Raw genomic sequence first — 25,547 nt, 5'->3', positions numbered from 1 at the left:
GCTAGCAGAGGCCCAATGTGGGAGCGGGCTTGCTCGCGAAGGCGGTGGGTCGGCCAACAGAGATGTTGAATGTACCGGCCTCTTCGCGAGCAAGCCCGCTCCCACAAGGGGTTATGCGTCAGCTTTTGGAAATTTCCCCAGCCGGCAGTTTTTCCTTGCTGCGCCAGTGCGGCAGGGAGTTCCAGTAGCGCTGGCCCTTCTCGTCGTCGTACATGCCTTCCCAGCGGGAGATAACCAGTACCGCCAGCGCATTGCCGATCACGTTCAATGCGGTGCGCGCCATGTCCATGATGCGGTCGACGCCGGCGATGAACGCCAGGCCTTCCAGTGGAATACCTACGCTGCCCAAGGTGGCCAGCAGCACCACGAAGGATACGCCTGGTACACCGGCGATGCCTTTGGAGGTGACCATCAGGGTCAGCACCAGCAGCAATTGCTGGCTGATGGATAGATCGATGCCGTACAGCTGGGCAATGAAGATTGCCGCGATGCTTTGATACAGCGTCGAACCGTCGAGATTGAACGAGTAGCCGGTGGGTACCACGAAGCTGCAAATGGCTTTCGGCGCGCCGTAGGCTTCCATCTTCTCGATAACCCGCGGCAGCACGGTTTCAGAGCTGGCGGTGGAGTAGGCCAGTACCAGCTCATCCTTGAAGATGCGCATCAGCTTGATGACCGAAAAGCCGAACAGGCGGGCAATCAGGCCCAGCACCATGAAGGCGAAGAAGGCGATGGCGAAGTAAACCAGCAGCACCAGTTTGGCCAGTGGCAACAGGGAGGCGAAGCCGAAGTTGGCGACGGTCACCGCGATCAGGGCAAATACGCCGATTGGGGCGTAGTTCATGATCATGTGGGTGACTTTGAACATGCTCTCCGACACGCCCTGGAACATGGTGACCAGCGGGTCGCGCAATTCAGGCTTCAAGCTCGACAGACCGAGGCCGAACAACACCGAGAAGAAAATGATCGGCAGCATCTCGCCGCGGGCAATAGCCGCAAAGATGTTCGACGGGATCAGGTTGAGGATGGTCTCGATGAACGCGTGTTCATGCTGCACCTCCGCGGCTGTTGCCTGGTACTTGGAGATATCCACAGTGCCCAGGGTGCTCATGTCGATACCGGTGCCCGGGTGGAACACGTTGGCCAGCACCAGACCCACGACGATAGCGATCGTGGTGACGATCTCGAAGTAGATGATGGTCTTGAGGCCGATGCTACCCAGTTTTTTCGCGTCACCGACGCCTGCAATGCCGACGATCAGCGAAGAGATCACGATCGGGATCACAATCATCTTGATCAGACGGATAAAGATATCGCCTGCCGGTTGCAGAACATTACTGATCCACCAGGCTTTTTCGGCGCCGAAATGGTTGAGCAGCGCACCGATTGCAATCCCCAATACCAGACCGATTAGGATCTGCCAGGCGAGGCTAAGCTTTGCCTTCTTCATATCTTTACCCTTACTTGCGTTTGACTCAGGCAGATGCGCGGAACAGGAACGCTCGTGGCGAAAAAGTCTTGTGCATCGGCCTCCGTATAAGGTGCCCCGGAGCGCTTGTTGATAGCTCTCTGGCAGGCGAAAAAAGGCGCAACTATTCCGATGCAAGGAAGCGGCGTCTAATGCCGTAAACGCCTACCCTATGCCGAATCGGCATGAGCTTTTTTAATTGAAACTGGCGTCCCAACCGGTTCGAATACGACATTTCGGCAGGCATAAGTGCCGTGAACCGGCCATCACAGCGGATGTTGAGCGTTTTTTGATCAGGCACAAGAAGGTTTTTTTGGCGCAAATTAGGGAGGTCTGAGAAGAAAATACCGTTGAAAAATCAGGTTATTTTTCTCGATGTACGGTCGCCAAGAAACACTGGGAAATGTATTTTCCGGCGTAATTGATTCGAATTGTAGAGCGGAGGGTGCAAGCGAGGATTAAGTACGAACCGAATGCCTCGATTGCATAAGCTCTTCGCAGGTTCTTCGAAATTGAATGTCGAGAACCTGCGTCGCAGCTTTTTCCTGACCCGGCCCTTGCGCAGGTACTCCCTGTACCCGTAGGTCACTCCGCCCCTGAAACAGGCAGAACGTCCCGACCCCCTGGTCATGCATCTGCCTTCATCGGGCAGTGCATTGGAAAGACGCCTTGCGGCCTCTTTCTATTTCAAACTCAGTACCACTTCGGATCTTTCTTCAGTTGTTCCATCAACAAAGTCTGCATGCCCTCATCAGGCTTGCCGAGGAACCGGTAGGTCGCATGTCGCGTCGGCGACTTATCTGCCGGCAGCCCCGCTGGTACTTCAACCAGCATTCCGTAGGCGTCATCCTTGTCGAAGCTGACGGCAACGATCAAACGCTTGCTGAGACAGGTCGCCTGCGATTCGCAGAGCGGTCCTACAAGGTATTTGTCGCCATCTTCTTCTACTGCATTCATTTGCTCGGCGTCGCCGGACAGGTTCATCACCCATTCCGGCAGGCGTTCTTCCTTCTTCACCACGCCTTGCCACGTTTCGCGATACTGCGGGTCAGAGTTCAACAACTCGTTGACTCGCGTCTGGCCATCATTGGCCGCCATCGCCATGGCACTACCGCCCAGTAACAGGGCGGCTGCCAGTGTCTTCAACGAGACGTTCATGTTCAGCCTCGACCGCGACGGCCAAAGAAGAACGACGCAATGAACATCACCAGGAACACGACAAAGAGAATCTTGGCGATACCCGTGGCGGTGCCCGCGATACCACCGAAGCCCAGTACGGCGGCGATGATGGCAATGATCAAGAATGTGATTGCCCAGCTCAACATGGTGATTCTCCTTACGCTTCTATTTAGAGGTGATGCTTTGTGGTGCTTTTCCCGGCGCAACTAGCACGCCAAGTCGGTAATTCAGAAGACCCAGCGTTCCTGACGAGGCATCTCATCCGCAGGCTGTGCCTGGTCGACGTCCATCATCCGCAGGGATGTGCTTTCCGCCGCTTGACTGTTGGCGGCACTGAAGTGGGTTTGAGTCGGATATTTGAACGACAACTGCGGCGCTTCCTGCTGCTGGCTCTGCTCCCAGCGCTGAAATTGCTGACCGCCGATCAAGGTGATCAACAGCGCAAGTACAGCGAACAGACCTTGCTGGATGTGCAGGGGCGAGATGCGCAATTGGGCGGCACGTTGGCGATTCATCCGGAAACTCCTCCCACTTCGGTGGTGATCTTGTTGTGGGCGATCTTTTGCCCTGATTACCCAGACTATTGCAGCCTGCATGCCAGCTTTTTGAGAAGAAAAAGTCCTTTAAAAACAACAACTTACAATATTGTTGAAAATCACATTGAACGCATCCTGCACGATGAGCTCTCTACGGTCGTGCGTAATGCACGATAATGCCGTAGGAACTTTCATTCTTTTTGAATTGAGAGGAGGGCGCGGATGTCAGAAATGGACGTGGGCAATTGCCCAAAGCCCGTTATTTTGAAAAAAAACCTGCCAAATCAAGCCTTTGTCTGACAATTCGGTAGATAGCTACCCGACCAGGCATGAAAAGGCACAGAATTGACCATGCAACTTGCCCGATTTTTCCGGGACTAACCTAAGATCATTCTTAAAGGAGCGTAGGAAAATGGAGTCAGCCACTGAGCATCAAGGCCGCATTCTGCTGGTGGACGACGAATCCGCCATCCTGCGAACTTTCCGGTATTGCCTCGAAGACGAAGGCTACAGCGTCGCCACTGCCAACAGCGCCGCCCAGGCAGACGCATTGCTGCAACGCCAGGTCTTCGACCTGTGCTTTCTTGATTTGCGCCTGGGCGAAGACAACGGCCTCGATGTTCTCGCGCAGATGCGCATCCAGGCGCCATGGATGCGGGTCGTCATAGTCACTGCTCACTCAGCGGTTGATACCGCCGTAGACGCTATTCAGGCCGGTGCTGCCGACTATCTGGTCAAGCCCTGCAGTCCGGATCAGTTGCGCCTGGCTACCGCCAAGCAATTGGAAGTGCGGCAATTATCGGCACGTCTTGAAGCGCTGGAAGGTGAAGTGCGCAAGCCCAAGGATGGCCTGGATTCCCATAGCCCGGCCATGAAAGTCGTGCTGGAAACCGCCCGCCAGGTAGCAGGCACCGACGCCAACATTCTTATTCTGGGTGAGTCCGGGACCGGTAAAGGCGAGCTGTCCCAGGCCATTCACGGCTGGAGCAAGCGGTCGAAAAAATCCTGCGTCACTATTAACTGTCCGTCCTTGACTGCCGAGTTGATGGAGAGCGAATTGTTCGGCCACAGCCGCGGTGCGTTTACCGGCGCTAGCGAAAGTACCCTGGGTCGAGTCAATCAGGCGGATGGCGGGACGCTGTTTCTTGACGAGATCGGCGATTTTCCCCTGACTTTGCAGCCAAAGTTGCTACGTTTCATTCAGGACAAGGAATACGAACGAGTCGGCGATCCAGTGACCCGGCGCGCTGATGTGCGAATCCTGGCTGCAACCAACCTCAATCTTGAGGACATGGTGCGCGACGGCCGCTTCCGTGAAGACCTGCTCTATCGGTTGAACGTCATCACGTTGCATCTGCCGCCGCTGCGCGAGCGCCGCGAGGACATTCTCAATCTCGCAGACCGCTTCCTGGCGCGTTTCGTCAAGGAATATGCACGTCCGGCGCGGGGTTTCAGCGAAGAGGCTCGCGAGGCACTGCTAGGCTATCGCTGGCCGGGCAACATTCGCGAACTGCGTAACGTTGTGGAGCGTGCGAGCATTATCTGTCCTCAGGAGCGAGTCGAGATCAGCCACCTGGGCATGGCCGAAACCCCCGTCAACAATGCGCCGCGCATTGGCGCTGCACTGAGTCTGGACGAGCTGGAGAAGGCCCACATCGGCGCGGTCCTGGCCACTGCCGACACCCTGGACCAGGCGGCGAGGACCTTGGGTATCGATGCCTCGACGCTGTATCGCAAACGCAAGCAGTACAACTTGTGAGCCATCCCCGATGAAACTGGCGATGAAGTTGCGCACCCGACTGTTCCTGAGCATCTCGGCGCTGATCACCGTCGCGCTGCTCGGGCTGCTGCTGGGGCTGGTCAGCGTGATGCAGATGGCCAGCTCCCAGCAATCGCTGGTCCGCAACAACTTCGCTGCCCTCGATCTGGGGCTGAAGCTGCGCCAGACCCTGGGCGATCAGCTGATTGTCATGCTGAGCGAAAATCCGGACCGCGCGGCTTTCGATAAATCCCGCGACCACTACTTCCAGTTGCTCGACGAAGGCATCGCCCACGAACAGGTAGGCGAGGGGTTCAAGTACGGGTTCAAGCAGGCCAAGGCGGACTACCAGGAGTTTTTGCAGGCTTACGCTGAAACACGTAGCCAGACCCATTTGCTGAGCGGAAACGAACAGCTCACGGAAAAATTCAACAAGCTACGCAATGGTCTGCTGACCGAACACAAGCGTGCGCTGGATACAATTTACGAGACCGAACGCGCAGCGCGCGACCGTGCACTATTGGTGGCGGGATTGATCGGGTTGGTCGGCCTGGCGGTGCTGATTATCGGATTTGTCACTGCCCATGCTATCGCCAGGCGTTTCGGCGCCCCGATCGAGGCACTGGCCCAGGCGGCCGACAACATTGGCCAGGGTAATTTCGAAGTCACTCTGCCGATATCGTCAGCCGCAGAGATGAATCTACTGACCAAGCGGTTCGGCATCATGGCTGAAGCCCTGCGCGAGCATCAGGCGACCAACGTTGACGAACTGCTTGCCGGCCAACAGCGCCTGCAGGCGGTGCTCGACAGCATTGACGACGGCTTGTTGATGATCGACCGCGAAGGACACCTTGAGCATTTGAACCCGGTGGCTCAGCGGCAGCTGGGTTGGGACTCTGATCGTCTGGGGCAGGGCTTGGGTTCAGCCCTTGAGCGTCCGGAGCTTGATGGGCAACTGCAGCTGGTATTGCGCGGTGGTACCCTCGAGCGCGCCCCGGAAGACCTGAGCATCGAAGTCGACGGCGAGTCGAGGTTGCTCACCTACAGCCTGACGCCTGTCAGCCATACCCAGGGGCATATCCTCGGCGCGGTGATGGTGTTGCACGACGTAACCGAACAGCGCGCTTTTGAACGGGTGCGCAGCGAATTCGTCCTGCGGGCCTCCCATGAGTTGCGGACACCGGTCACTGGCATGCACATGGCGTTCGGCTTGTTCAGGGAAAGAGCCAAGTTCCCCGAGGATTCTCGCGAAGCCGATCTGCTGGATACCGTAAACGAAGAAATGCAGCGACTGATGCAGTTGATCAACGACCTGCTGAATTTCTCCCGTTACCAGAACGGCCTGCAGAAACTCACGTTGGCGCCATGCTCTATCGAAGAATTGCTGGAACAAGCCCGGGTTCGTTTCTCCGGGGCCGCACTGGCCAGCGACATCGATCTGGTGGTGGAAGTGCAGGACCCGCTGCCCCGGCTGCAAGCCGACCAGGCGCAGCTGGACCGCGTCCTGGACAACCTCATCGACAACGCGCTGCGCCATACCTCCCCGGGCGGGCAGATTCGCCTGCAGGCCAGACGCCATGGGGAGCGGGTGATCATCAGCGTCGAGGACAATGGCGAGGGAATTGCCTACGGCCAGCAAGGGCGGATTTTCGAACCTTTCGTGCAGGTGGGTCGCAAGAAAGGCGGTGCGGGCCTGGGCCTGGCGCTGTGCAAGGAAATCGTGCAACTGCATGGTGGGCGAATGGGGGTTTACTCGCGACCGGGGCAGGGCACGCAGTTCTACATGGCCCTGGCAGTCTGAGGCGGTCTCAGGCTTCGTCGTCCAGGCGTCGGCCTGCCAGCCTGCGCCCGCGAGTGATCAGTTCGATGAATTGCACCGCGCTCAATGCATGAGCGAACAGCCAACCCTGGCCGAACTTCACGCCTTCGCTGCTGAGGAACGCGGCCTGGGCTTCATGCTCGATGCCTTCAGCGATTACCTTCAGTTGCAGGGCCTGCGCCATGTGAATGATGTGCGGTGCCACACCGCTGCTGGCAGCGTCATGTCCCAGGGCATCGATAAACGCCTTGTCGATCTTCAGGCAGTCCACCGGCAGCGTTTGCAGGTAGGCGAGGCTGCAATAGCCAGTGCCGAAATCGTCAATCAGTACCTGATGCCCGACGTCGCGCAACGCTTGCAGGTTCTCCCGGGCGACGACCACATCGATCAATCCGCGCTCGGTCACCTCAAACGCAATTTGTTTCGCTGCAACCCGATGCAGGGTCAGCAAGCGGGCCATCACCTGGCCGACTCGCGGCACCATGACATCGCACGCGGCGAGATTGACTGAGATGTAAAGCTGGGGGTTGGCTCGCAGCAGTTGCCCCAGTTGCTCCAGCAGTCGCTGGAGGACAAAGTCGGTCATCTGGCGGATCTGGCCGGTATTCTCGGCCATGGGGATGAACAGATCCGGGCTGGTCAGCGTGCCATCCGGTCGACGCCATCGCAGCAACGCTTCGGCGCCGACACAGTTGCGGCTGTCGAGGTCGAAGATGGGTTGATACAAGACCTGCAGCTCGCCCCGACGGATGGCACCGCTGAGCTCGGCGTCCATTGACTGGCGCTGACGCACCAGCAGGAACACCAGGAATCCGACAAACCCACCCAGCACCAGGCTGGCCGGCACCAGCCACCACCATACCGGCGGCACGTGAATGCCGGTGCGCGGCGATATCAGCACCAATTGATAGGCCGGATTGTTGGTGGGCATGCGGTAGATCAGGTGAGTCTGAGTGATCTGCAACGCATCGCGGCTTTTAGGCGACCAGACTTCCAGTGGCGGCCATGCCTGCTCCGCCCCAAGGACCGGAATCGCCCGTTTGCCATGGTCGAGGACAACGAGCAGGCTGCTGCCTGGCGACAGGTCGACCATATCGGTCAGATGGCCACGCGATGTCGCCACCCGAAAATTGCCGCGCCCCAACATCAGCGCCGCGCGGTTCTCGTCCGGTTCGGTGGTGGTGTTCAGCCAATAACTGTAGGTGGGGCCCTTGATATCAGGTGGGCGGCTCATTGACAGGCCTTCCTGGCGAGGGCGGTTGGAGCAGATCCGCGAGGAGTCCATGTAGGCGGCTTCATACACGAAGCGATAGTTGAAAGTGACCTGCTGCAAGGTGGCGATCATTTCATCGTCACAGGTGCGCAAGGGCTGGGCTTCAAGGTCGTCGAGGCTTTCTCGCAATTGCCCGAACAGCTGCTCCAGGCGCGCAAGGAAGCGCTCGCCCTGGGCATTCATTTCTGCGCTTTCGCTTTTATCAATATGGTGGACCGCAACGAACAAACTGCCTGTGAGCAACAACGAGGCACTGAAGACAGCCGCCAGCATCGCCAGAAACCATGGGCGATAGAACCAGCTACGTAGTGTCTCTCGAGCAGCAGTCATCCGGTAACATCCTAAGAATTACCAATGAGTTATAGCTGCTGGTTGAAGTAAACGCCCGACCGTCGGGCGGGCGTCATTATTTTGTCTGATTCAAGACTTGTAACAGCGCCGCAGTTTGCGCATCCGGCGTCCCGTCGAAACGGGTGGGCCGGAAATGCATCTGGAAAGCCGATAGCACGTGACGAGTCGACACGTCGAGTTCACCGGTCTGTGGCGTGGCGTAACCCGCGCGCGCGAGTTGCCCCTGGAACCAGCTGATGCTCGGCAGCTGCACATTGAACTGCGCTTGCTGGCGCGCGACGGCTTGCTCGTTTGGCCATACGCCCAAGCCTTGTTCCGCCAGGCGCTTCCACGGAAACAGCGGGCCGGGATCCAGTTTGCGTCCCGGGGCAATGTCACTGTGGCCGATGATGTTGTGGGGGCTGATGCCGTAGCGTTTGCTGATGTCCTTGAGCAGGAACACCAGGGACTCGATTTGCGCGTCGCTGTAGGGGTACCAGAGGCGGCCGGTCGGAGTGTCCTTGAAGCCCGGATTGACGATTTCAATGCCGATGGAGCTGGAGTTCAGCCAGGTGCGGGTTTGCCATTCGCTCTCGCCGGCGTGCCAGGCGCGCAGGCTCTCATCCATCAACTTGAAGATGGTCGCCTTGTTGTCGTCGCCGATCAGGTAATGACTGCTCACTTCGCCGTGGGTCAGCAGTTGCAGGGAGCGTTCCAGCGATGCCGAGGTGTAGTGCACGACCACGAACTGGATACGGCTATCGTGGTTGGCTGATGGATGACTGGTGTCGATGCGCGGACCACTGGCGCAACCTGCCAACACAATGAGCGACACGATGAGGGCGAAAAATTTCATGGCGGGTGGCAGTACACGTAAGATGATAATGCAACAGTGTAACGTAATGCCGAGAGGGTCGAGGGCCAAAGCGGCAATTTAAACAAAATGGAACAATTGCCCTCAGCCCAATTCGATGCGATTTCGTCCTGCGTGTTTCGCCCGATAGAGCGCCTGATCGGCTCTTTTCAGCACGGAGTCACTGTGTTCGCCTGGTCTGAAGGCGCTGAGACCCACGGAAAGTGTCACTGTCACCGGTTCGCCCTTGAAGTGAAAAGGGCAGGCTTCAATGGCTGCGCGCAATTTTTCCAGAAGGCTCGCACCCGTCGCCGGTGAGGTCGCGGGCATCAGCAGGACAAATTCCTCGCCACCAAACCGGGCAATGAAGTCCGCGCTGCGCAAGCGCTTGCGCAGCACGGTTGCAATGATTTTCAAGACTTTGTCGCCAGCCAGGTGGCCGTAGTTGTCATTGATCCGTTTGAAGTGGTCGAGGTCTAGCATGGCCAGTAACAGGCTGTCGCCCTGTTGCTGCCATTGGCTGACTTCATGATCCAGGCGCTCGTTCCACGCGGCGCGGTTGGGCAGGCCAGTCAGCGGGTCGATCAGGGCCTTCTGGCGCTGTTCTTCAAGGTGTTCGCGAAAGCCCAGAGCTTCGTGCTCCATATGAGCCACCCGGTCGGCCAAGCCTTGCAGGCGAGCCGCCACCTCCTGTTCACGCTCGTCGCGCTGCTTCTGGAAATGGTCCAGGGTACCCAGCAAGCCTTCCAGATGGTTTTCCAGGGCATGCTTGAGACCACCCAGGTCCGCGGCGTCCTGCATGCTGCTCTGCAGGCCATCGACCTGTTCACGGATTTGCGAGTCCATCTCGCGCGCGGCAGATCGATTGTCGGCATGGCCATCGCTGGCAGCCCGCAAGTTGCTCTGGAATGCCTCCAGGCGCTCGTTGAGCTGCTGTAGATAGGTTTCGAATTCATGCTGGCCGCTACCGGTGATTGCCAGCATCAAGGTGGCCAGGTCATCCAGGATCGGGATCAGCTCGTACCAGTTCAGGCCATTTTGCAGGCGCAGGCGCATGGCTTCAGCTTGCGGGCGATGGCGCTCGGGCAGTGTCAGGTCGTCAAGCAGGCCCAGTAGCGTGTCTTCGATATGCCTGGCGACCGAGCTGTAGGTGGGCTCCGGGGAGTCTGGAAGCGCGTAGAGGATGTCCTGCTCGGGGTGTTCCGCCTCGGCGACGGGGGCCTCGAGTGTAACGGGAGCAGTCGGCAGTTCTTCGACGGCGGGCGGTTCGGCACTGGCTTGCGGGGTAGCTTCGATGGGCTGCTCAGGTTGCCTGGGTTCTTCTGGTAATTCCGCTGGTGCAACAGCCGCCGGGGCTTGCTGCTCTGTGGCAGCAGGTGGTTCAGGGATTTGCGCGCAAGCAGGTGCCTGCACCTCCGGTGCGGGAGGTTGCGCAACCGGCACCGCAGTGGGCGCAGTTTCATCGGCTTCACGGTTGCCAAACAGGCGCTGCAGCAAGCCTGGTCGGCCCGGTTCTTCGGGGTTCTCCAGGCGGCTCAGCGCTTTGCCCTGCAGCCCGCTCAATTCACTGAGCAACAGCGGCATCTCGCGTGCCTGGCCAACCCGGGCATCCAGTTGCTTGGCAAATTGCTTGAGCGGGCGGCTCACTTCTTTCGGCAGTGGCAGCGTCTGCAACTGGGCGACCAGGGCCGTCAGCGCGGCGCTGGTCTGGTTGACCCGGGTTTCACGACGCTGCTCGGAATCAAGTACTGCTTTTTCCAGGCGCGGCAACAGCGCGGCCAGGCCTGCGTCCATATCATCGGTTCGCACCACATCGCGCATTTCCTTCATGCATTCGTCGACAGTGCGATCGGTGCCCTCGGCAGCCAGCGTGCTGCGTACCAGCCCACGGCGCAGCAGGTCGAGCCTGGCGTCCCAGCGACGTTCGAGTTTTTCCTGATGTTCGATGCTTTGCAGGTATTTCTCTTTCCAGCGCTGTGCTTCGTCGCTCATTCAGGGGATCCGCTAGAGGGCAGGACTCAACGCGGGGAATGCATCTGCCGTGAGCGAACCCGGCAGACGAATTTCTACCGCGACCGGCAGGTGATCGGAAATGGGTTGCGCCAGCACCTCGACCTTTTCGAGGGTCAGGGTCGGGCTCAGCAGAATGTGGTCCAGGCAGCGTTGTGGACGCCAGCTGGGGAAGGTTGCTTCCAGCTGTGGTGCCAGCAGGCCGAGATCACGCAGCGGCGAGTTCTGCAGCAAGTCACTGGCGTGGGTGTTCATGTCGCCCATCAACACCTGGTGCTTGTAACCGCCGATCAGTTCGCGGATGTAGGCCAATTGCAGGCTGCGCACACGTGCCCCGAGCGCCAGGTGCATCATTACTACGACGAGGGCTTCCGGACCTTCGCCGAAACGCACCAGGATAGCTCCGCGACCCTTGGGCCCCGGCAGCGGATGATCTTCAATCGCCCAGGGGCGCAGGCGGCTGAGCACACCATTACTGTGCTGGCCGAGGCGCCCGAGATTACGATTGAGTTGTTGGTACCAGTAGGGGAAGGCCCCGAGCTGCGCCAGGTGTTCGACCTGGTTGACGTAGCCCGAGCGGATGCTGCCACCATCGGCTTCCTGCAGGGCGACCAGATCGAAGTCGCCCAGCAGGTCACCGATCTTCTGCAGATTGGTGGCGCGACCGGTATGGGGCAGCAGATGTTGCCAGCCCCGGGTCAGGTAATGCCGATAGCGCTCGGTACTGATGCCCACCTGGATATTAAAACTGAGTAGCCGCAGACGGCTGTCAGCGGGCAAGCCGGTCGATTCCAGATGATGTTCGTTGACCCGCGGATCATGCAGGCCAACAACCCTTTCAGTTCCCCAGCGGCGCATGGCAGGCCCCGCGCTTAGTTGGCAGCAGCCTTGTTAGCCGCTCGCTCTTGATCGACCAGTTTATCGGCCAGTTGCAGGGCTTGCTCGGCGCCGCCAGCAGAACCGATGTCAAAGCGGTACTTGCCATTGACGATCATGGTTGGAACGCCGGTGATTTCATACTTCTTGGCCAGCTCTTTAGCCTGGACGACTCTGCCCTTGATGGCGAAGGAGTTGAAAGTGGCCAGGAACTTGTCCTTGTCGACGCCTTGGGTGGCGAGGGATTCTGCCATTTCTTCAGGCGTGAGCAGTTTTTTGTGTTGTTTCTGGATGGCTTCGAAAACGGCCGCATGAACTTTGTGCTCTACACCCATGGCTTCCAGGGTCAGGAACATCTGGCCGTGGGCATCCCATGGGCCGCCGAACATGGCCGGGATGCGCACGAAATTCACGTCGGAAGGCAGCTTCTCAACCCATGGATTGATCACCGGCTCGAACGAGTAGCAATGCGGGCAGCCATACCAGAACAGCTCCACCACTTCGATCTTGCCAGGTACAGCCACCGGAACAGCGCTGGTCAGTTCGACGTAGGGTGCGGCAGGTGCTTCGGCTGCCTGGGCAGTCATGCCGAACAGGCTGGCAGCGGCGAAGGCGGCGCTGATGATCAGATTACGCATGCTTTACTCCTGGACAATTTTGGTCGCCTCGCGCGACCTGTATTAAGACAGGTCCTGGCGGGCTTGAGTTCTGTAGTGTAACGGCAGCGGCCACAAAAAAGGGCGGCCAGAGCCACCCTTTTTATACTCGCTGCGACGGATTAATAGAGCGTTAACATTGCAGGCGATGTCCGTCCCGCTTGACGCTCTATCGGTCGACTTAGTGCAGGCCCTGAATGTAGCTGGACACCGCGGCGATATCTTCGTCGCTCAGGCGCTTGGCAATGGTCTGCATGGTCTTGGTGTCGCCGTCATTGCTGCGTCCGCCTTCTTCCTTGCGGAAGTCAGTCAGTTGCTTGGCGATGTATTGAGCGTGCTGGCCACCCAGGTGCGGGAAGCCGGCGGCTGCGTTGCCCGCGCCGTTGGGTGCGTGGCAGCCGGTGCAGGCTGGCAGGCCCTTGGCCAGGTCCCCACCACGGAACAAGGCTTCACCGCGAGACACGACTTTCGGGTCGGCGGCGCCAACGCTGCCTTTCTGGCTGGCGAAGTAGGCGGAGATATCAGCCAGGTCCTGATCACTCAGGTTGGTCAGCAGGCCGGTCATTTCCAGTACGACACGCTTGCCGGACTTGATGTCGTGCAACTGCTTGTTCAGATAACGTTCGCCCTGGCCTGCCAGTTTCGGAAAGTTAGGCGCCATGCTGTTGCCATCCGGGCCATGACAGGCGCCACATACTGCGGCTTTCGCCTGACCAGCAGTCGCATCACCTGCAGCATGGGCAATGCCGGAGATCCCCACGGTCAACAGCAGACTCACGATCAATTTGTTCATCAGCTAATCCAACTACGGCTAAGGGTTAAAGAGTTATGGGCCGGGATCACTCGCTCATCCAGTGGATGATGGCTTGGTAATCCTCGGCACTGCAGTCCATGCACAAACCACGCGGCGGCATCGCCTTGAAACCCTGGGTCACGTGTTGCACCAGCGTCTCCATACCTTTCGCCAACCTCGGCGTCCAAGCTTCCTGATCGCCCTTTCTGGGCGCCATGGGTAGTTGGCCGGAATGACAGGCACCACAAACACGGTTGTACACAGCTTCCGGATCCTGTGTAGCCTGAGCGCTGTAAAGCGGCATCAAGACACCGGCAGCTAGCAGCCATTTCGTCATAAAACGACCTTTTCAGGGTTGAGAGCGTGCTGCGTTCTAATGCGCAATCAAGGTCTATCGCTCTCGTGTACTTCATCCTACGCTGGGACAAAGCGCACACAAAATCTGCGGCATTATATACTGGCGTCACTGAAACGGAAACGACACTGCTCGCCGCGTCCATTCCCGGCGCCGCCCACATCGGAAATCCCATGCAACTCAAGAACCCCATCCTCGGCCTGTGCCAACAGTCCACCTTCATGCTCAGCGCTGCCAAAGTCGATCAATGTCCCGACGACGAAGGCTTTGAAGTGGCGTTTGCCGGCCGTTCCAACGCCGGTAAATCCAGCGCGTTGAACACCCTGACGCATGCCAGCCTGGCGCGGACCTCGAAAACTCCGGGTCGCACGCAACTCTTGAACTTCTTCAAGCTAGACGATGATCGCCGTCTGGTCGACCTGCCGGGTTACGGTTACGCAAAAGTACCCATCCCGTTGAAGCTGCACTGGCAGCGTCACCTGGAAGCTTATCTGGGCGGTCGCGAGAGTTTGAAAGGTCTGATCCTGATGATGGATATCCGTCATCCAATGACCGATTTCGATCTGTTGATGCTCGACTGGGCTGTCGCCAGCGGCATGCCGATGCACATTCTGCTGACCAAGGCAGACAAACTGACCTACGGCGCGGCGAAAAACGTGCTGCTCAAAGTGCAGTCGGACATCCGCAAGGGCTGGGGTGATGCGATCTCCATCCAGCTGTTCTCGGCGCCAAAGCGCATGGGCCTGGAAGACGCCTACACTGTACTGGCGGGCTGGATGGAACTGGCAGACAAGGGCGCGGAGCCTGCCGCGCAATAAAATGCAGGCAAAAAAAACCCCGGACTTCTTATGGGGAGGGGGAAGTTCCGGGGTTCAAGTTCCGGACCGCTAGGGCGGGGTCCAGATATCTGCCAACACTTAACACAACATAGGAGCATCGAAGGGCTTCACCAGCCATTCAGTAACTCTGAGTGGTGATTTGGCAGATTAGTTCAGATTTTTTTCCAATGCGTTTGGAATAACCCCAAGAACGATGCGGTCTAACCCGGCCCGCTGCGGCTAAATGCCGCGGCGTCTGACCGGTGAGTCGGGTCGCCTGGATCGCCGGCAATCCGGCTCCTACAGGTCCAGGTTGAAGCGCTTAGTGCGCCTCATCCCAATTATTGCCCACTCCAACTTCGACCAGCAGCGGCACGTCCAGTTTCGCTGCATTGCTCATGTGCGAGCGAATTTCCTCGCGAACCTGATCTACCAGGTCCTCGCGCACTTCCAGCACCAATTCATCGTGCACTTGCAGGATGACTTTGGCGTCCAGTCCGGACGCGGTCAGCCAGGAGTCCACCGCGACCATGGCTTTCTTGATGATGTCCGCCGCCGTGCCTTGCATCGGCGCGTTGATCGCCGTGCGCTCGGCACCTTTGCGCAAGGCCGGGTTTTTCGCATTGATGTCCGGCAGGTACAGGCGGCGGCCGAAAATAGTCTCGACGAAACCTTGCTCGGCGGCCTGGGCGCGGGTGCGCTCCATGTACTCAAGTACCCCGGGATAGCGGGCAAAATACCGATCGATGTAGGCCTGGGACTGCTTGCGATCGACCCCGATCTGTTTGGCCAGGCCAAACGCGCTCATTCCGTAGATCAGGCCGAAGTTGATCGCCTTGGCGCTGCGGCGTTGGTCGGTGGTCACTTCAGGCAACTCGACCCCGAACACTTCGGCGGCAGTCGCTCTGTGCACATCCAGGTCGTTGCGGAAGGCGTGCAGCAAACCCTCATCCTTGGCCAGATGCGCCATGATTCGCAGTTCGATTTGCGAGTAGTCCGCCGCCAGCAGCTTGTAGCCTTTAGGGGCAACGAACGCTTGGCGAATACGCCGGCCTTCAGCGGTGCGGATCGGGATATTCTGCAGGTTCGGGTCGATCGACGACAGGCGTCCGGTGGCGGCGACGGCCTGCTGGTAAGACGTGTGGATGCGGCCGGTGCGTGAGTTGATCTGCTCTGGCAGCCGGTCGGTGTAGGTGCTTTTCAGTTTGCTCAGCGAGCGGTACTGCATCAGCACCTTGGGCAGCGGGTAGTCCTGTTCGGCAAGCTCAGCCAGCACCGCTTCGGCGGTGGAAGCCTGGCCCTTGGCGGTTTTGCTGAGGACTGGCAGGCCGAGTTTTTCGTAAAGAATCACCCCCAATTGTTTGGGTGAGCCCAGGTTGAACTCTTCACCGGCGATGGCAAACGCCTCACGCTCCAGGGCCACGAGTTTATCGCCCAGCTCGACGCTCTGGATGCCCAGCAGATTGGCATCGACCAACGCGCCCTGGCGCTCGATGCGCGCCAGCACCGGCATCAGCGGCATTTCGATTTCATCCAGGACCTTGCCCAGGCTCGGCGTCGCTGCGAGTTTTTCCTGCAGGGCCAGGTGCAGGCGGAAGACCACGTCTGCGTCCTCTGCAGCAAACGGCCCTGCGAGTTCGAGGGAGATCTGGTCAAACGTAAGCTGTTTAACGCCTTTGCCGGCAATCTGCTGGATGTCGGTCTTGCTCTGGCCCAGGTACTTCAGCGCCAGGCTGTCCATGTCATGGCGGGTGGCCGTCGAGTCGAGTACATAGGACTCCAGCATGGTGTCATAGGCAATGCCCTGGACCATGATCCCGTTGCTCTGATCGCCACCGATAGCGCAGTTGGCCAGAATGTTGGTCTCGAACTTGGCGTGCTGGCCGACCTTGAGCTTGTTCGGGTTTTCCAGCAGCGGTTTCAACGCCAGCAAAACGCTGTCGCGATCCAGCTGTTCTGGCACACCCATGTAGGAATGGGTCAGCGGAATGTAGGCTGCTTCGTTCGCGGCCACGGAAAACGACAGGCCTACCAGTTGCGAGTGCTGGGCATCGCCGCCGTTGGTTTCGGTAACGAAGGCGATCAGTGGCGCCTTGTCGAGTTTGTCCAGCCAGACATCAAAGCGTTGTTGGTCAAGGATCGTCTCGTACTGGGCTTCAATAGCGCCCGGCACTTCCTGTTCTACCTCGACAATCTCCTGGCCGGAGCGCTTGGCCTCACGCTGGTTGTCTTCGAACCAGCTCTTGAACTCCAGCAGGGTGTACAGCTCAGCGAGTTTGTCGTGATCCGGCTGGCCCATTTGCAGGTCGTCGAGTTCGATGTCCAGAGGCACGTCGATCTTGATCGTGGCCAGGCGGTAGGAGAGGAACGCCATCTCCTTGTGCTCTTCGAGCTTGGCCGGCAGGGTCTTGGCCCCGCGAATCGGCAAGGTCGGAACGATGTCGAGCTGCGCATACAGTTCGGTCAGACCGCCGTTGACGCCGACCAACAGCCCGGAAGCGGTTTTCGGGCCAATGCCCGGAACACCCGGAATGTTGTCGGAAGAGTCGCCCATTAGCGCCAGGTAATCGATTATCTGCTCGGGAGCGACGCCGAATTTCTCCTTCACGCCCTCTACGTCCAGCGCGCTACCGGTCATGGTGTTGACCAGGGTAATGTGGCCGTCGACCAGCTGCGCCATGTCCTTGTCGCCGGTAGAGATCACCACCGGGCGGTCGGCTGCTGCACTGCTGCGGGCCAGGGTGCCGATCACATCATCGGCCTCGACACCGTCCACGCACAGCAATGGGAAGCCAAGCGCCTTGACGCTCTGGTGCAGAGGTTCGATCTGCACGCGCATGTCGTCGGGCATACTCGGGCGGTTGGCCTTGTATTCGGCGAACATCTCATCGCGGAATGTCCCGCCTTTGGCGTCGAACACCACGGCGAACGGGCTGCCCGGATACTGCTTGCGCAGACTCTTGAGCATGTTCAACACGCCCTTGACCGCACCGGTGGGCAGGCCTTTGGAGGTAGTCAGCGGTGGCAGCGCGTGAAAGGCGCGGTACAGATAAGAAGAACCGTCCACCAGGACGAGGGGGGCTTGGCTCATGAGCAGGATCAACCTTTTCGGCGGGTCCGGCGCTAGAATAGCGGGACCGTTGACGACAAAGGGACAAGGTTATCATGCGCACACTAAATCGCCTGTTGCTGGCTGGCATGTTTGCAATTACACCGTTGGCCGTCATGGCAGCGGACGATGCGCCATCCTCTGACCCGGATGTCACCATTCGCACGGAAGGGGACAAGGTCATTCAGGAGTACCGCCAAAACGGCTTCCTGTATGCGATCAAGGTCACGCCAAAAGGAGCGCCGCCATATTTCCTGGTGCGCGCGGACGGGACCGATGCAAACTTCATTCGCTCGGATCAGCCGGATATGCTGATTCCATCGTGGAAGATCTTCGAGTGGAAGTAGTTTCTTAATTTCAATCGGCGCCGGCTTACCCGGCGGCGCCCGTACTGGCAGTTAAAACATGTCTGTGTTCACTCCCCTGGCTCGGCCCGAGCTGGAAACCTTTCTCGCCCCATACGGGCTTGGCCGCCTGCTTGATTTCCAGGGGATCGCCGCCGGTAGCGAAAACACCAATTTTTTCATCAGCCTGGAGCAGGGCGAGTTTGTCCTGACCCTGGTTGAGCGTGGTCCGGTCCAGGAAATGCCGTTCTTCATCGAACTGCTGGACGTGCTGCACGGTGCCGACTTGCCCGTGCCCTATGCCTTGCGGACCACCGATGGCGTAGCGTTGCGCGAACTGGCCGGCAAGCCTGCACTGTTGCAGCCGCGCCTGGCGGGCAAGCACATCAAGGAAGCCAACGCGCAGCATTGTGCGCAAGTCGGTGAGCTGCTCGGTCACCTGCACCTGGCCACGCAGGCGAACATGATCAAGCGCAAGACCGATCGCGGCCTGGACTGGATGCTGGAGGAGGGCACGCAGTTCCTGTCGCACCTGGATGCCGAGCAGAACGAACTGCTAAAGCACGCGCTGGACGAAATCACCCGGCAGAAAACGAAAATCCTGGCGCTGCCCAGGGCCAATATCCACGCCGACCTGTTTCGCGATAACGCGATGTTCGAAGGCACCCACCTGACCGGGTTGATCGACTTCTACAACGCCTGTTCCGGGCCGATGCTGTACGACGTTGCGATTGCCTTGAATGACTGGTGTTCGGACGAGGAAGGGGCCATCGACGGGCCACGGGCGCGCGCGTTGCTGGGGGCTTATGCAGGGTTGCGCCCTTTCACCGCAGCGGAGGCTGAGCTCTGGCCGACCATGCTGCGGGTGGCGTGCGTGCGGTTTTGGCTTTCGCGATTTATCGCTGCCGAGTCGTTTGCCGGGCAGGATGTGTTGATTCACGATCCGATGGAGTTCCAGCGTCGGTTGGCGCAGCGGCAGAAGGTTAGTACACCGCTGCCGTTTGCTTTGTAAAAAACCAGCCACGTCGGTAGCCCATGTGGGAGCGGGCTTGCTCGCGAAGGCGGAGTGTCATTCACATTGTTGTGTCTGATACTCCGCCTTCGCGAGCAAGCCCGCTCCCACAAGGGTTAGTGCCGCTTAAAGTGACTCCAGACACCCCGCCAGATCATTCCCCAATTTCTCCAACACCTGCTCATAACCCTGGGCAGTCGCTGGCGTGTACCCGCCCAGCGCATCCAGTTCCGCCAGTTTCACCGGCAGGCCAGCCACCAGCGTTTCTGCCAGGCGCGGGCGCAACGGCGGTTCGCTGAATACGCAGGTCTTGCCAACTTCCTGTAATCGCGTGCGCATGGCCGCCACGTGCTGGGCGCCCGGTTGCACCTCGGCAGCAACGCTGAACACGCCCGCGTGCTTGAGGCCGTAGGCGTCTTCGAAGTAGTCGAACGCCTCGTGGAACACAAAGTACGGCTTGTCGGCGATGCGCGCCAGACGCTCTTTCAAGCGCAGGTCCAGCGCGTCCAGGCGTTCATCGAAGGCCTTGAGGTTGCTGTCGTAACGCCCGGCATTGGCAGGATCCGCAGCGCTGAGGTCGGCGGCCATCTTCGAGGCTATCACCCGGGCGTTGACCGGGGACAACCACAGATGCGCATCCAGGCTGCCCGGACGATGGTCGTGATCATGCTCGTCCGCTTCTTCGGTGTGGGAATGACTGTCCTCGGCAAAGTGGCGCAATTTCAGGCCCGGCAGGTCCTGCACGGCGACGCTAGGCAGCGTGCGACCTTTCAGCACCCGAGGCAGGAAGCCTTCCATGTCGGGACCGATCCAGTAAACCAGATCGACTGCCTGCACCTTCCGTACGTCGGATGGGCGCAGGGCATAGTTATGCGGCGAAGCGCCAGGCGGCAGCAGTACTTCCGGAATCGCCACGCCGTCCTGGACCGCCGCCGCAATCAGCTGCAGGGGCTTGATGCTGGTCAGCACCCGAACTTCGGCATGGGCGCTGCCCATCAACATGCAAGTGGCGAGAAAGGGAACAAAGAAAGAAAAAAGTCGGGACACAATGACCACTCGAAGAGGCGAGAACGGGTAACATAATAACGTCTCTCACAAAACTCGTCGCCGCTCATGCCAAAAACACCGATAGCCAGCCGTCCCCACGACCACTCTCATTGCGTTCACAGCGCATTGTCTGAGGCCGACGCCCTGTGCGCGCGTCAAGGCCTGCGCCTGACAGCCCTGCGGCGGCGGGTGCTGGAGCTGGTGTGGCAGAGCCACAAGCCACTGGGTGCGTACGACATTCTGGCAGTGCTCAGCGAGCAGGACGGCCGTCGCGCCGCGCCGCCTACGGTTTACCGGGCGCTGGATTTCCTTCTGGAAAACGGCCTGGTGCATCGCATCTCGTCCCTCAATGCGTTTATCGGCTGCAATCACCCCGAGCATGCGCATCAGGGCCAGTTCCTGATCTGCCGGGAGTGCCACGCAGCCATTGAGCTTGAACAGAAGTCCATCAGCGACGCGATCATCGACAGCGCCAGGGACGTCGGGTTTGTGGTCGAAGGCCAGACCGTTGAAGTGGTCGGCCTATGTTCGGGTTGCCAGGGGGCTTGATGAGCAACGCGCTGATCCGTCTTGAGCAGGTGACCGTGACGTTCGCCGGGCAAAACGTTCTCGATAATATCGAACTGAGCGTCGAACCGGGGCAGATCGTCACCCTGATCGGTCCCAACGGCGCGGGTAAAACGACCCTGGTTCGCGCCGTGCTCGGCCTGCTGAAGCCAGACAGTGGCAGCGTATGGCGCAAACCGAAGCTGCGGGTTGGCTACATGCCGCAAAAACTTCACGTCGACCCGACGCTGCCGCTCTCGGTCCTGCGATTCCTGCGCCTGGTGCCCGGTGTCGACCGTGCCCGGGCATTGGCCGCCTTGAAGGAGGTCGGCGCCGAGCAGGTGATCGACAGCCCGGTGCAGAGTGTTTCCGGCGGGGAGATGCAGCGGGTGTTGTTGGCCCGGGCGTTGTTGCGCGAGCCTGAATTGCTGGTGCTGGATGAGCCGGTGCAAGGCGTCGACGTCGCTGGCCAGGCCGAGCTCTACAGCCTGATCACCCGCTTGCGCGACCGCCACGGCTGCGGAGTGCTGATGGTGTCCCACGACTTGCATCTGGTAATGAGCACCACCGACCAGGTCGTCTGCCTGAATCGTCACGTCTGCTGTTCCGGGCATCCCGAGCAGGTCAGCGGCGATCCGGCGTTTGTCGAGTTGTTCGGCAAGAACGCGCAAAGCCTGGCGATCTACCACCATCATCACGACCATGCGCATGACCTGCATGGTTCGGTGGTCACTACGGCCTCGCCGGCCTCCACCCATGTTCACGGAGATAGCTGCAAGCATGGCTGATTTTCTGCTCTACGCCCTGCTTGCAGGCCTGGCCCTGGCGCTGGTGGCGGGCCCGCTGGGTTCTTTTGTGGTCTGGCGACGCATGGCCTACTTCGGCGATACCTTGTCCCACGCCGCTCTGCTCGGGGTGGCCTTGGGATTCCTGCTGGATGTCAGTCCTGCCGTCGCGGTGACCGTGGGCTGCCTGCTGCTGGCGGTGCTGCTGGTAACACTGCAGCAGCGCCAACCGCTGGCGTCTGACACGCTGCTGGGAATTCTCGCACCGAGCACGCTCTCGCTGGGCCTGGTGGTACTAAGCTTCATGCATGAAGTACGGATCGACCTGATGGCCTATCTGTTTGGCGACCTGCTCGCCATCAGTCCAGGCGATCTGGCGTGGATCCTCGGCGGCAGTGCGGCGGTTCTGGCTGTGCTGGTGGCCATGTGGCGACCTTTGCTGGCCATCACGGTGCACGAGGAGTTGGCCAAGGTTGAAGGGTTGCCAGTGGCATCGCTGCGCCTGACCTTGATGCTGCTGATTGCTGTGGTCATTGCGGTGGCGATGAAGATTGTCGGGGTTTTGCTGATCACTTCACTGTTGATCATTCCGGCAGCCGCGGCGCAGCGTCACGCTCGCTCGCCGGAGCAGATGGCACTGGGCGCGAGCCTGCTGGGCATGCTCGCGGTATGTGGCGGCCTGGCGTTGTCCTGGTTCAAGGACACTCCGGCGGGCCCGTCGATTGTGGTGACGGCGGCCGCGCTGTTTCTGCTGAGTTTTGTCCTGCCCCGTCGAGGGGTGTAGACTTGCTCGTTTTTTGCGCAAATAGAGAGTCGCAGGAATGAAGCTGTTCACCTCCCGTTATCTGCTCCTTGTCGCATTTTCTTTGCTACTGGGCGCTTGCCAGAGTACGCCGCCGGCGACCCCCGAGGTCACTGATGCGCGGGCTACGGCTATCGCGCAGCTGGAACAAAGCCTCGCCAGCAGCGAGTTGGCGACTGCCGAAGGGCAACTGGCTGCTTTGCAGGCCGAAGCGCCGAATGATCAGTCGCTGGAGCAGTATCAGCGTCAGCTGGCCGAGGCCTATCTGCTGCGTAGCCGCATCGTGTTGCAAAAAGGCGATGTGAATGCTGCCGCAACTGCGCTGAGCCGCGCTCGGGCGTTGATGCCCAAGGCGCCTGCGCTGACGGGCGGGGTCAACAACGCCATCGTCAATGCGCGCAAGGCTGAACTGGATAAAGCGGAAGCGGCGTTGATGGCGGCGGAAGCCAAGCCGCCGGCCAAAGTCATCGACCCGACGGCCGAAAGCACCACAGTTGCACTGAACCTGACGGACATGGCAAAGCTGCGCCGCCAATTGGACGCCATTGCTGCCGATGTGGTGAATTACGAATGCGATGTCAGTATTCAAGCGCCGCGTACCCAGGATTATCCGTGGTTGGCGACTTTGCTGACCAAGCGGGTGAAGAAGCTGGATTCGGGGTTTGATTTGAAGCTGAAGAAGCAGATTTTGCGCAATATTCCGGCGCAAGTTGTTTTGAGTCCGCGTAAGCCTTAAAAAGCATCGCGAGCAGGCTCGCTCCTACAGGGGTACGGGATGATCACAAATTCTGTGTTCCACCTTTTACCCTGTAGGAGCGAGCCTGCTCGCGATAGCGTCCTTGCTATCGCTAATAAATCTTAAGCCGGAACCGCCTTGGCTTTCGGCTCACGATCCCAAACCCGATGCTGCCCAATCGCGGCAATGAACGGTTTGAACAGCTTCGTATCCGCCCCCACGATCAGCCCTGCATCAGCCTCCAGCTTCAGCACATCCAGCAATTGCTTGGCTTCGCCGTGCAGCGCGATTGCTTTCAGGTGCTTGTAGGCTTCGAGCACGTAATGCAACGCAACGCCGTCAGCACTCAACGCCTTGATCGACGCTGCGCCACCCGGTACGAACACCGCATCGAATGCTACGGAAGGCATGCCTTCCATTGACGCATCCACGGGCAGCGCCTTGCCGTCAGCAGTGGTCACAGGTGCTGAAGTCGGGCCCAGCAGCTTGGCGTGCGCCCCTTCGGCGGCCAGTGCTTTTTTCAGCGCATCAATCGCCGCGCCGTCTACGCCATTAGCGGCCAGGATTGCTACCTTGCGCGATTTGATGTTGCCCGGCAGCAGGTTGGCCTGGCTCAGGGCAGGTGAGCGGTCCAGCGAGGTTTTAGGCACATCGACCGTACCGGCCTTGGGTGCTGGCAAACCGAGGTTTGCAGCAACACGTGCGGCCAGTTCGAGATCGATGTTGGCCAGGATCTCGTTGACCTGCCGGGCACGAATGAACTCGCGCTCGACCTTGCCCAGCTCGAAGCTGTACGCGGCGATGATGTGTTCCTGCTCGTGCTTGCTCATGCTGTTGAAGAACAGGCGCGCCTGGGAGAAGTGGTCGCTGAACGATTCGCTGCGCTGGCGGATCTTGTTTGCATCGATTCGCTCTGGATAAGACTCGAAGCCACCGTCCTGGGCCGCAGGCGGTGTCTCTTTCGGCCAGCCGCCGTCGATGGAATTCGGCTCGTACGCCGCGCGTCCCTTGTCGATGGTGGTGCGGTGCAGTGCATCGCGCTGGCCGTTGTGGAACGGCGCTACCGGACGGTTGATCGGGATTTCGTGGAAGTTCGGGCCGCCAAGACGGCTGATCTGTGTGTCGGTGTAGGAAAACAGCCGACCCTGCAGCAGCGGATCGTTGGAGAAGTCGATCCCTGGCACGATGTGCCCCGGGCAGAACGCGACCTGTTCGGTTTCAGCGAAGAAATTGTCCGGGTTGCGGTTCAGCACCATCTTGCCCAGCGGCGTGATGGGTACGATTTCCTCAGGGATGATCTTGGTCGGGTCGAGAATATCGAAGTCGAAGGAATGTTCGTTTTCCTCTTCGACAATCTGCACGCCCAATTCCCATTCCGGGTAGTCGCCCATCTCGATCGCTTCCCACAGGTCGCGACGGTGGAAGTCAGTGTCCTTGCCGGCAAGCTTCTGCGCCTCATCCCAGACCAGGGAGCAGGTGCCGTTGGAAGGTCGCCAGTGGAATTTGACGAAGCGCGATTTGCCTTCAGCGTTGATCAACCGGAAGGTGTGTACACCGAAGCCCTGCATGCTGCGCAGGCTCTTCGGAATCGCACGGTCGGACATCGCCCAGATGACCATGTGCGCCGACTCCGGCACCAGGGAAACGAAGTCCCAGAAGGTATCGTGAGCCGAGCCGCCGGTAGGAATTTCGTTGTGTGGTTCAGGCTTAACGGCGTGGACGAAGTCGGGAAACTTGATCGCATCCTGGATGAAAAACACCGGCATGTTATTGCCCACCAGATCGAAGTTGCCTTCGTCGGTGAAGAACTTCACGGCAAATCCGCGCACGTCACGCACGGTATCGCCGGAACCGCGAGGGCCCTGCACCGTGGAGAAGCGGGTGAATACCGGAGTCTTCTTGCCCGGGTCCTGGAGGAAGCCGGCCTTGGTCAACGCAGCGTGGTTTTCGTAGGCCTGGAAGTAACCATGAGCACCAGTGCCACGAGCATGGACGATGCGCTCGGGGATGCGTTCATGGTCAAAGTGCGTGATTTTTTCACGCATGATGAAGTCTTCAAGCAGCGACGGCCCGCGCGCGCCGACCTTCAGCGTGTTCTGATTGTCCGAAACCTTCACGCCCTGGTTGGTGCGCAGGGCCTGGCCTGTGGCATCGGAGCGGAATGTTTCCAGGCTGTCGAGCTTGGTATTGGTGTTGCCTCGGTCCAGGGTATCGGTCCCGGCCAGTTCGCTTTTAGGTGGGGCAGGTTTTTTCGTACTCATCAGTCGTAAACTCCTCGTTGCGATCTCGTCCTAGCCGGACTTGTGAGCAATGTTCCAGGCACGGCACCTGGTGATTCTCGAGCTGCTTAAGTAGTGACTGGCGAGTGTTTCAGCCGTTCCTTTTTTCTGACCTTTGATCGCGTTATTGCCAAATCGCTGGTCGAATGCGAAATAAATGCT

The 25,547-nt window shown here is 59.4% G+C and carries 23 protein-coding genes; 9 read left to right on the top strand and 14 right to left on the bottom strand.

The features are described from left to right. Positions 1 to 118: 118 nt before the first annotated feature. From gltP to ORL50_RS15310, 4 genes are all read right to left on the bottom strand, one after another. Entirely contained in the window at positions 119 to 1,450 is a 1,332-nt protein-coding gene (gltP, locus tag ORL50_RS15325) for a glutamate/aspartate:proton symporter GltP (RefSeq protein ID WP_266016290.1), read from the bottom strand. Positions 1,451 to 2,161: 711 nt separating this feature from the next. Beyond that, complete coding sequence (locus tag ORL50_RS15320; RefSeq protein WP_266016289.1) at positions 2,162 to 2,626, bottom strand: inhibitor of vertebrate lysozyme family protein; 465 nt, start codon at positions 2,624 to 2,626, stop codon at positions 2,162 to 2,164. Between the two features lie 2 nt (positions 2,627 to 2,628). Next, positions 2,629 to 2,793, bottom strand: a complete 165-nt coding sequence (locus tag ORL50_RS15315; RefSeq protein ID WP_003177151.1) for a DUF1328 domain-containing protein — start codon at positions 2,791 to 2,793, stop codon at positions 2,629 to 2,631. 81 nt (positions 2,794 to 2,874) lie between these two features. Then, a complete protein-coding gene (locus ORL50_RS15310; RefSeq protein WP_266016288.1) occupies positions 2,875 to 3,162 on the bottom strand; it encodes a hypothetical protein in 288 nt (95 codons plus the stop codon). 433 nt (positions 3,163 to 3,595) lie between these two features. Between ORL50_RS15310 and algB the strand changes: the two genes are divergently transcribed. Next, positions 3,596 to 4,942 (top strand): sigma-54-dependent response regulator transcription factor AlgB, encoded by a 1,347-nt coding sequence (gene algB / locus ORL50_RS15305; protein WP_266016287.1) that lies wholly within the window; start codon positions 3,596 to 3,598, stop codon positions 4,940 to 4,942. Positions 4,943 to 4,952: 10 nt separating this feature from the next. After that, complete coding sequence (locus ORL50_RS15300) at positions 4,953 to 6,743, top strand: KinB sensor domain-containing domain (protein ID WP_266016286.1); 1,791 nt, start codon at positions 4,953 to 4,955, stop codon at positions 6,741 to 6,743. Positions 6,744 to 6,750: 7 nt separating this feature from the next. On the opposite strand, the gene ORL50_RS15295 is transcribed toward ORL50_RS15300, so the two are convergent. From ORL50_RS15295 to ORL50_RS15265, 7 genes are all read right to left on the bottom strand, one after another. Next, on the bottom strand, positions 6,751 to 8,364 hold the full coding sequence (locus ORL50_RS15295) for an EAL domain-containing protein (protein WP_266016285.1): 1,614 nt from the start codon (positions 8,362 to 8,364) through the stop codon (positions 6,751 to 6,753). A 76-nt stretch (positions 8,365 to 8,440) separates the two neighbouring features. Beyond that, positions 8,441 to 9,220 carry an N-acetylmuramoyl-L-alanine amidase gene (locus ORL50_RS15290; RefSeq protein WP_266016284.1) on the bottom strand — a complete coding sequence of 260 codons (780 nt, stop codon included), beginning with the start codon at positions 9,218 to 9,220 and terminating at the stop codon, positions 8,441 to 8,443. Positions 9,221 to 9,322: 102 nt separating this feature from the next. Then, positions 9,323 to 11,209, bottom strand: a complete 1,887-nt coding sequence (locus ORL50_RS15285) for a diguanylate cyclase (RefSeq protein WP_266016283.1) — start codon at positions 11,207 to 11,209, stop codon at positions 9,323 to 9,325. Positions 11,210 to 11,221: 12 nt separating this feature from the next. Beyond that, a complete protein-coding gene (locus ORL50_RS15280) occupies positions 11,222 to 12,085 on the bottom strand; it encodes an endonuclease/exonuclease/phosphatase family protein (protein WP_266016282.1) in 864 nt (287 codons plus the stop codon). Between the two features lie 14 nt (positions 12,086 to 12,099). Beyond that, a complete protein-coding gene (locus ORL50_RS15275; protein WP_266016281.1) occupies positions 12,100 to 12,741 on the bottom strand; it encodes a thiol:disulfide interchange protein DsbA/DsbL in 642 nt (213 codons plus the stop codon). 199 nt (positions 12,742 to 12,940) lie between these two features. Beyond that, positions 12,941 to 13,552, bottom strand: coding sequence for a c-type cytochrome (locus tag ORL50_RS15270; RefSeq protein ID WP_266016280.1), 612 nt, complete (start codon positions 13,550 to 13,552; stop codon positions 12,941 to 12,943). Positions 13,553 to 13,598: 46 nt separating this feature from the next. Further along, a complete protein-coding gene (locus ORL50_RS15265; RefSeq protein ID WP_034149449.1) occupies positions 13,599 to 13,889 on the bottom strand; it encodes a c-type cytochrome in 291 nt (96 codons plus the stop codon). 191 nt (positions 13,890 to 14,080) lie between these two features. Here ORL50_RS15265 and yihA point away from each other — a divergent pair, with 191 nt between their 5' ends. Continuing rightward, positions 14,081 to 14,725 (top strand): ribosome biogenesis GTP-binding protein YihA/YsxC, encoded by a 645-nt coding sequence (gene yihA / locus ORL50_RS15260; protein WP_266016279.1) that lies wholly within the window; start codon positions 14,081 to 14,083, stop codon positions 14,723 to 14,725. A gap of 322 nt (positions 14,726 to 15,047) precedes the next feature. Here yihA and polA read toward each other — a convergent pair whose 3' ends face one another. Beyond that, the gene (polA, locus tag ORL50_RS15255) at positions 15,048 to 17,816 is read right to left on the bottom strand and encodes a DNA polymerase I (protein WP_266016278.1); all 2,769 of its coding nucleotides are present in this window, start codon (positions 17,814 to 17,816) and stop codon (positions 15,048 to 15,050) included. Positions 17,817 to 17,890: 74 nt separating this feature from the next. Here polA and ORL50_RS15250 point away from each other — a divergent pair, with 74 nt between their 5' ends. Continuing rightward, positions 17,891 to 18,181: a DUF2782 domain-containing protein gene (locus ORL50_RS15250; protein WP_266016277.1), complete on the top strand. Its 291-nt coding sequence runs from the start codon at positions 17,891 to 17,893 to the stop codon at positions 18,179 to 18,181. 58 nt (positions 18,182 to 18,239) lie between these two features. Further along, positions 18,240 to 19,190: a homoserine kinase gene (locus ORL50_RS15245; protein WP_266016276.1), complete on the top strand. Its 951-nt coding sequence runs from the start codon at positions 18,240 to 18,242 to the stop codon at positions 19,188 to 19,190. A 126-nt stretch (positions 19,191 to 19,316) separates the two neighbouring features. Here ORL50_RS15245 and ORL50_RS15240 read toward each other — a convergent pair whose 3' ends face one another. Continuing rightward, the gene (locus ORL50_RS15240; RefSeq protein WP_266016275.1) at positions 19,317 to 20,237 is read right to left on the bottom strand and encodes a zinc ABC transporter substrate-binding protein; all 921 of its coding nucleotides are present in this window, start codon (positions 20,235 to 20,237) and stop codon (positions 19,317 to 19,319) included. 66 nt (positions 20,238 to 20,303) lie between these two features. Between ORL50_RS15240 and zur the strand changes: the two genes are divergently transcribed. From zur to ORL50_RS15220, 4 genes are read left to right on the top strand one after another with little or no spacing between them, the layout of a single operon-like run. Continuing rightward, positions 20,304 to 20,786: a zinc uptake transcriptional repressor Zur gene (gene zur / locus ORL50_RS15235; protein WP_266016274.1), complete on the top strand. Its 483-nt coding sequence runs from the start codon at positions 20,304 to 20,306 to the stop codon at positions 20,784 to 20,786. Then, the gene (gene znuC / locus ORL50_RS15230; protein ID WP_266016273.1) at positions 20,786 to 21,571 is read left to right on the top strand and encodes a zinc ABC transporter ATP-binding protein ZnuC; all 786 of its coding nucleotides are present in this window, start codon (positions 20,786 to 20,788) and stop codon (positions 21,569 to 21,571) included. Before zur ends, znuC begins: the two co-directional genes overlap by 1 nt. After that, the gene (znuB, locus tag ORL50_RS15225) at positions 21,564 to 22,352 is read left to right on the top strand and encodes a zinc ABC transporter permease subunit ZnuB (protein ID WP_247289547.1); all 789 of its coding nucleotides are present in this window, start codon (positions 21,564 to 21,566) and stop codon (positions 22,350 to 22,352) included. The genes znuC and znuB overlap by 8 nt, the downstream gene beginning before the upstream one ends. Before the next feature lie 37 nt (positions 22,353 to 22,389). After that, entirely contained in the window at positions 22,390 to 23,106 is a 717-nt protein-coding gene (locus tag ORL50_RS15220) for a PA5502 family lipoprotein (RefSeq protein WP_266016272.1), read from the top strand. Positions 23,107 to 23,228: 122 nt separating this feature from the next. Here ORL50_RS15220 and katE read toward each other — a convergent pair whose 3' ends face one another. Continuing rightward, the gene (gene katE / locus ORL50_RS15215; protein WP_266016271.1) at positions 23,229 to 25,367 is read right to left on the bottom strand and encodes a catalase HPII; all 2,139 of its coding nucleotides are present in this window, start codon (positions 25,365 to 25,367) and stop codon (positions 23,229 to 23,231) included. Between the last annotated feature and the right edge of the window lie 180 nt (positions 25,368 to 25,547).

This window comes from Pseudomonas sp. RIT-562 (assembly GCF_026241895.1).
GTDB lineage: Bacteria > Pseudomonadota > Gammaproteobacteria > Pseudomonadales > Pseudomonadaceae > Aquipseudomonas > Aquipseudomonas mandelii_F.
Note: the sequence above shows the minus strand (reverse complement) of the source record. Positions and strands in the feature narration are given on the sequence as shown.

What these genes read in the sequence shown, in the direction of transcription:
- ORL50_RS15280 (WP_266016282.1), bottom strand. Translation starts at nt 12,085, where the DNA reads ATGCGCCGCTGGGGAACTGAAAGGGTTGTTGGCCTGCATGATCCGCGG.
- yihA (WP_266016279.1), top strand. Translation starts at nt 14,081, where the DNA reads ATGCAACTCAAGAACCCCATCCTCGGCCTGTGCCAACAGTCCACCTTC.
- ORL50_RS15265 (WP_034149449.1), bottom strand. Translation starts at nt 13,889, where the DNA reads ATGACGAAATGGCTGCTAGCTGCCGGTGTCTTGATGCCGCTTTACAGC.
- ORL50_RS15250 (WP_266016277.1), top strand. Translation starts at nt 17,891, where the DNA reads ATGCGCACACTAAATCGCCTGTTGCTGGCTGGCATGTTTGCAATTACA.
- katE (WP_266016271.1), bottom strand. Translation starts at nt 25,367, where the DNA reads ATGAGTACGAAAAAACCTGCCCCACCTAAAAGCGAACTGGCCGGGACC.
- ORL50_RS15285 (WP_266016283.1), bottom strand. Translation starts at nt 11,209, where the DNA reads ATGAGCGACGAAGCACAGCGCTGGAAAGAGAAATACCTGCAAAGCATC.
- algB (WP_266016287.1), top strand. Translation starts at nt 3,596, where the DNA reads ATGGAGTCAGCCACTGAGCATCAAGGCCGCATTCTGCTGGTGGACGAC.
- zur (WP_266016274.1), top strand. Translation starts at nt 20,304, where the DNA reads ATGCCAAAAACACCGATAGCCAGCCGTCCCCACGACCACTCTCATTGC.
- ORL50_RS15315 (WP_003177151.1), bottom strand. Translation starts at nt 2,793, where the DNA reads ATGTTGAGCTGGGCAATCACATTCTTGATCATTGCCATCATCGCCGCC.
- ORL50_RS15245 (WP_266016276.1), top strand. Translation starts at nt 18,240, where the DNA reads ATGTCTGTGTTCACTCCCCTGGCTCGGCCCGAGCTGGAAACCTTTCTC.
- polA (WP_266016278.1), bottom strand. Translation starts at nt 17,816, where the DNA reads ATGAGCCAAGCCCCCCTCGTCCTGGTGGACGGTTCTTCTTATCTGTAC.
- ORL50_RS15290 (WP_266016284.1), bottom strand. Translation starts at nt 9,220, where the DNA reads ATGAAATTTTTCGCCCTCATCGTGTCGCTCATTGTGTTGGCAGGTTGC.
- ORL50_RS15270 (WP_266016280.1), bottom strand. Translation starts at nt 13,552, where the DNA reads ATGAACAAATTGATCGTGAGTCTGCTGTTGACCGTGGGGATCTCCGGC.
- ORL50_RS15220 (WP_266016272.1), top strand. Translation starts at nt 22,390, where the DNA reads ATGAAGCTGTTCACCTCCCGTTATCTGCTCCTTGTCGCATTTTCTTTG.
- znuC (WP_266016273.1), top strand. Translation starts at nt 20,786, where the DNA reads ATGAGCAACGCGCTGATCCGTCTTGAGCAGGTGACCGTGACGTTCGCC.
- znuB (WP_247289547.1), top strand. Translation starts at nt 21,564, where the DNA reads ATGGCTGATTTTCTGCTCTACGCCCTGCTTGCAGGCCTGGCCCTGGCG.
- ORL50_RS15320 (WP_266016289.1), bottom strand. Translation starts at nt 2,626, where the DNA reads ATGAACGTCTCGTTGAAGACACTGGCAGCCGCCCTGTTACTGGGCGGT.
- ORL50_RS15300 (WP_266016286.1), top strand. Translation starts at nt 4,953, where the DNA reads ATGAAACTGGCGATGAAGTTGCGCACCCGACTGTTCCTGAGCATCTCG.
- gltP (WP_266016290.1), bottom strand. Translation starts at nt 1,450, where the DNA reads ATGAAGAAGGCAAAGCTTAGCCTCGCCTGGCAGATCCTAATCGGTCTG.
- ORL50_RS15275 (WP_266016281.1), bottom strand. Translation starts at nt 12,741, where the DNA reads ATGCGTAATCTGATCATCAGCGCCGCCTTCGCCGCTGCCAGCCTGTTC.
- ORL50_RS15310 (WP_266016288.1), bottom strand. Translation starts at nt 3,162, where the DNA reads ATGAATCGCCAACGTGCCGCCCAATTGCGCATCTCGCCCCTGCACATC.
- ORL50_RS15295 (WP_266016285.1), bottom strand. Translation starts at nt 8,364, where the DNA reads ATGACTGCTGCTCGAGAGACACTACGTAGCTGGTTCTATCGCCCATGG.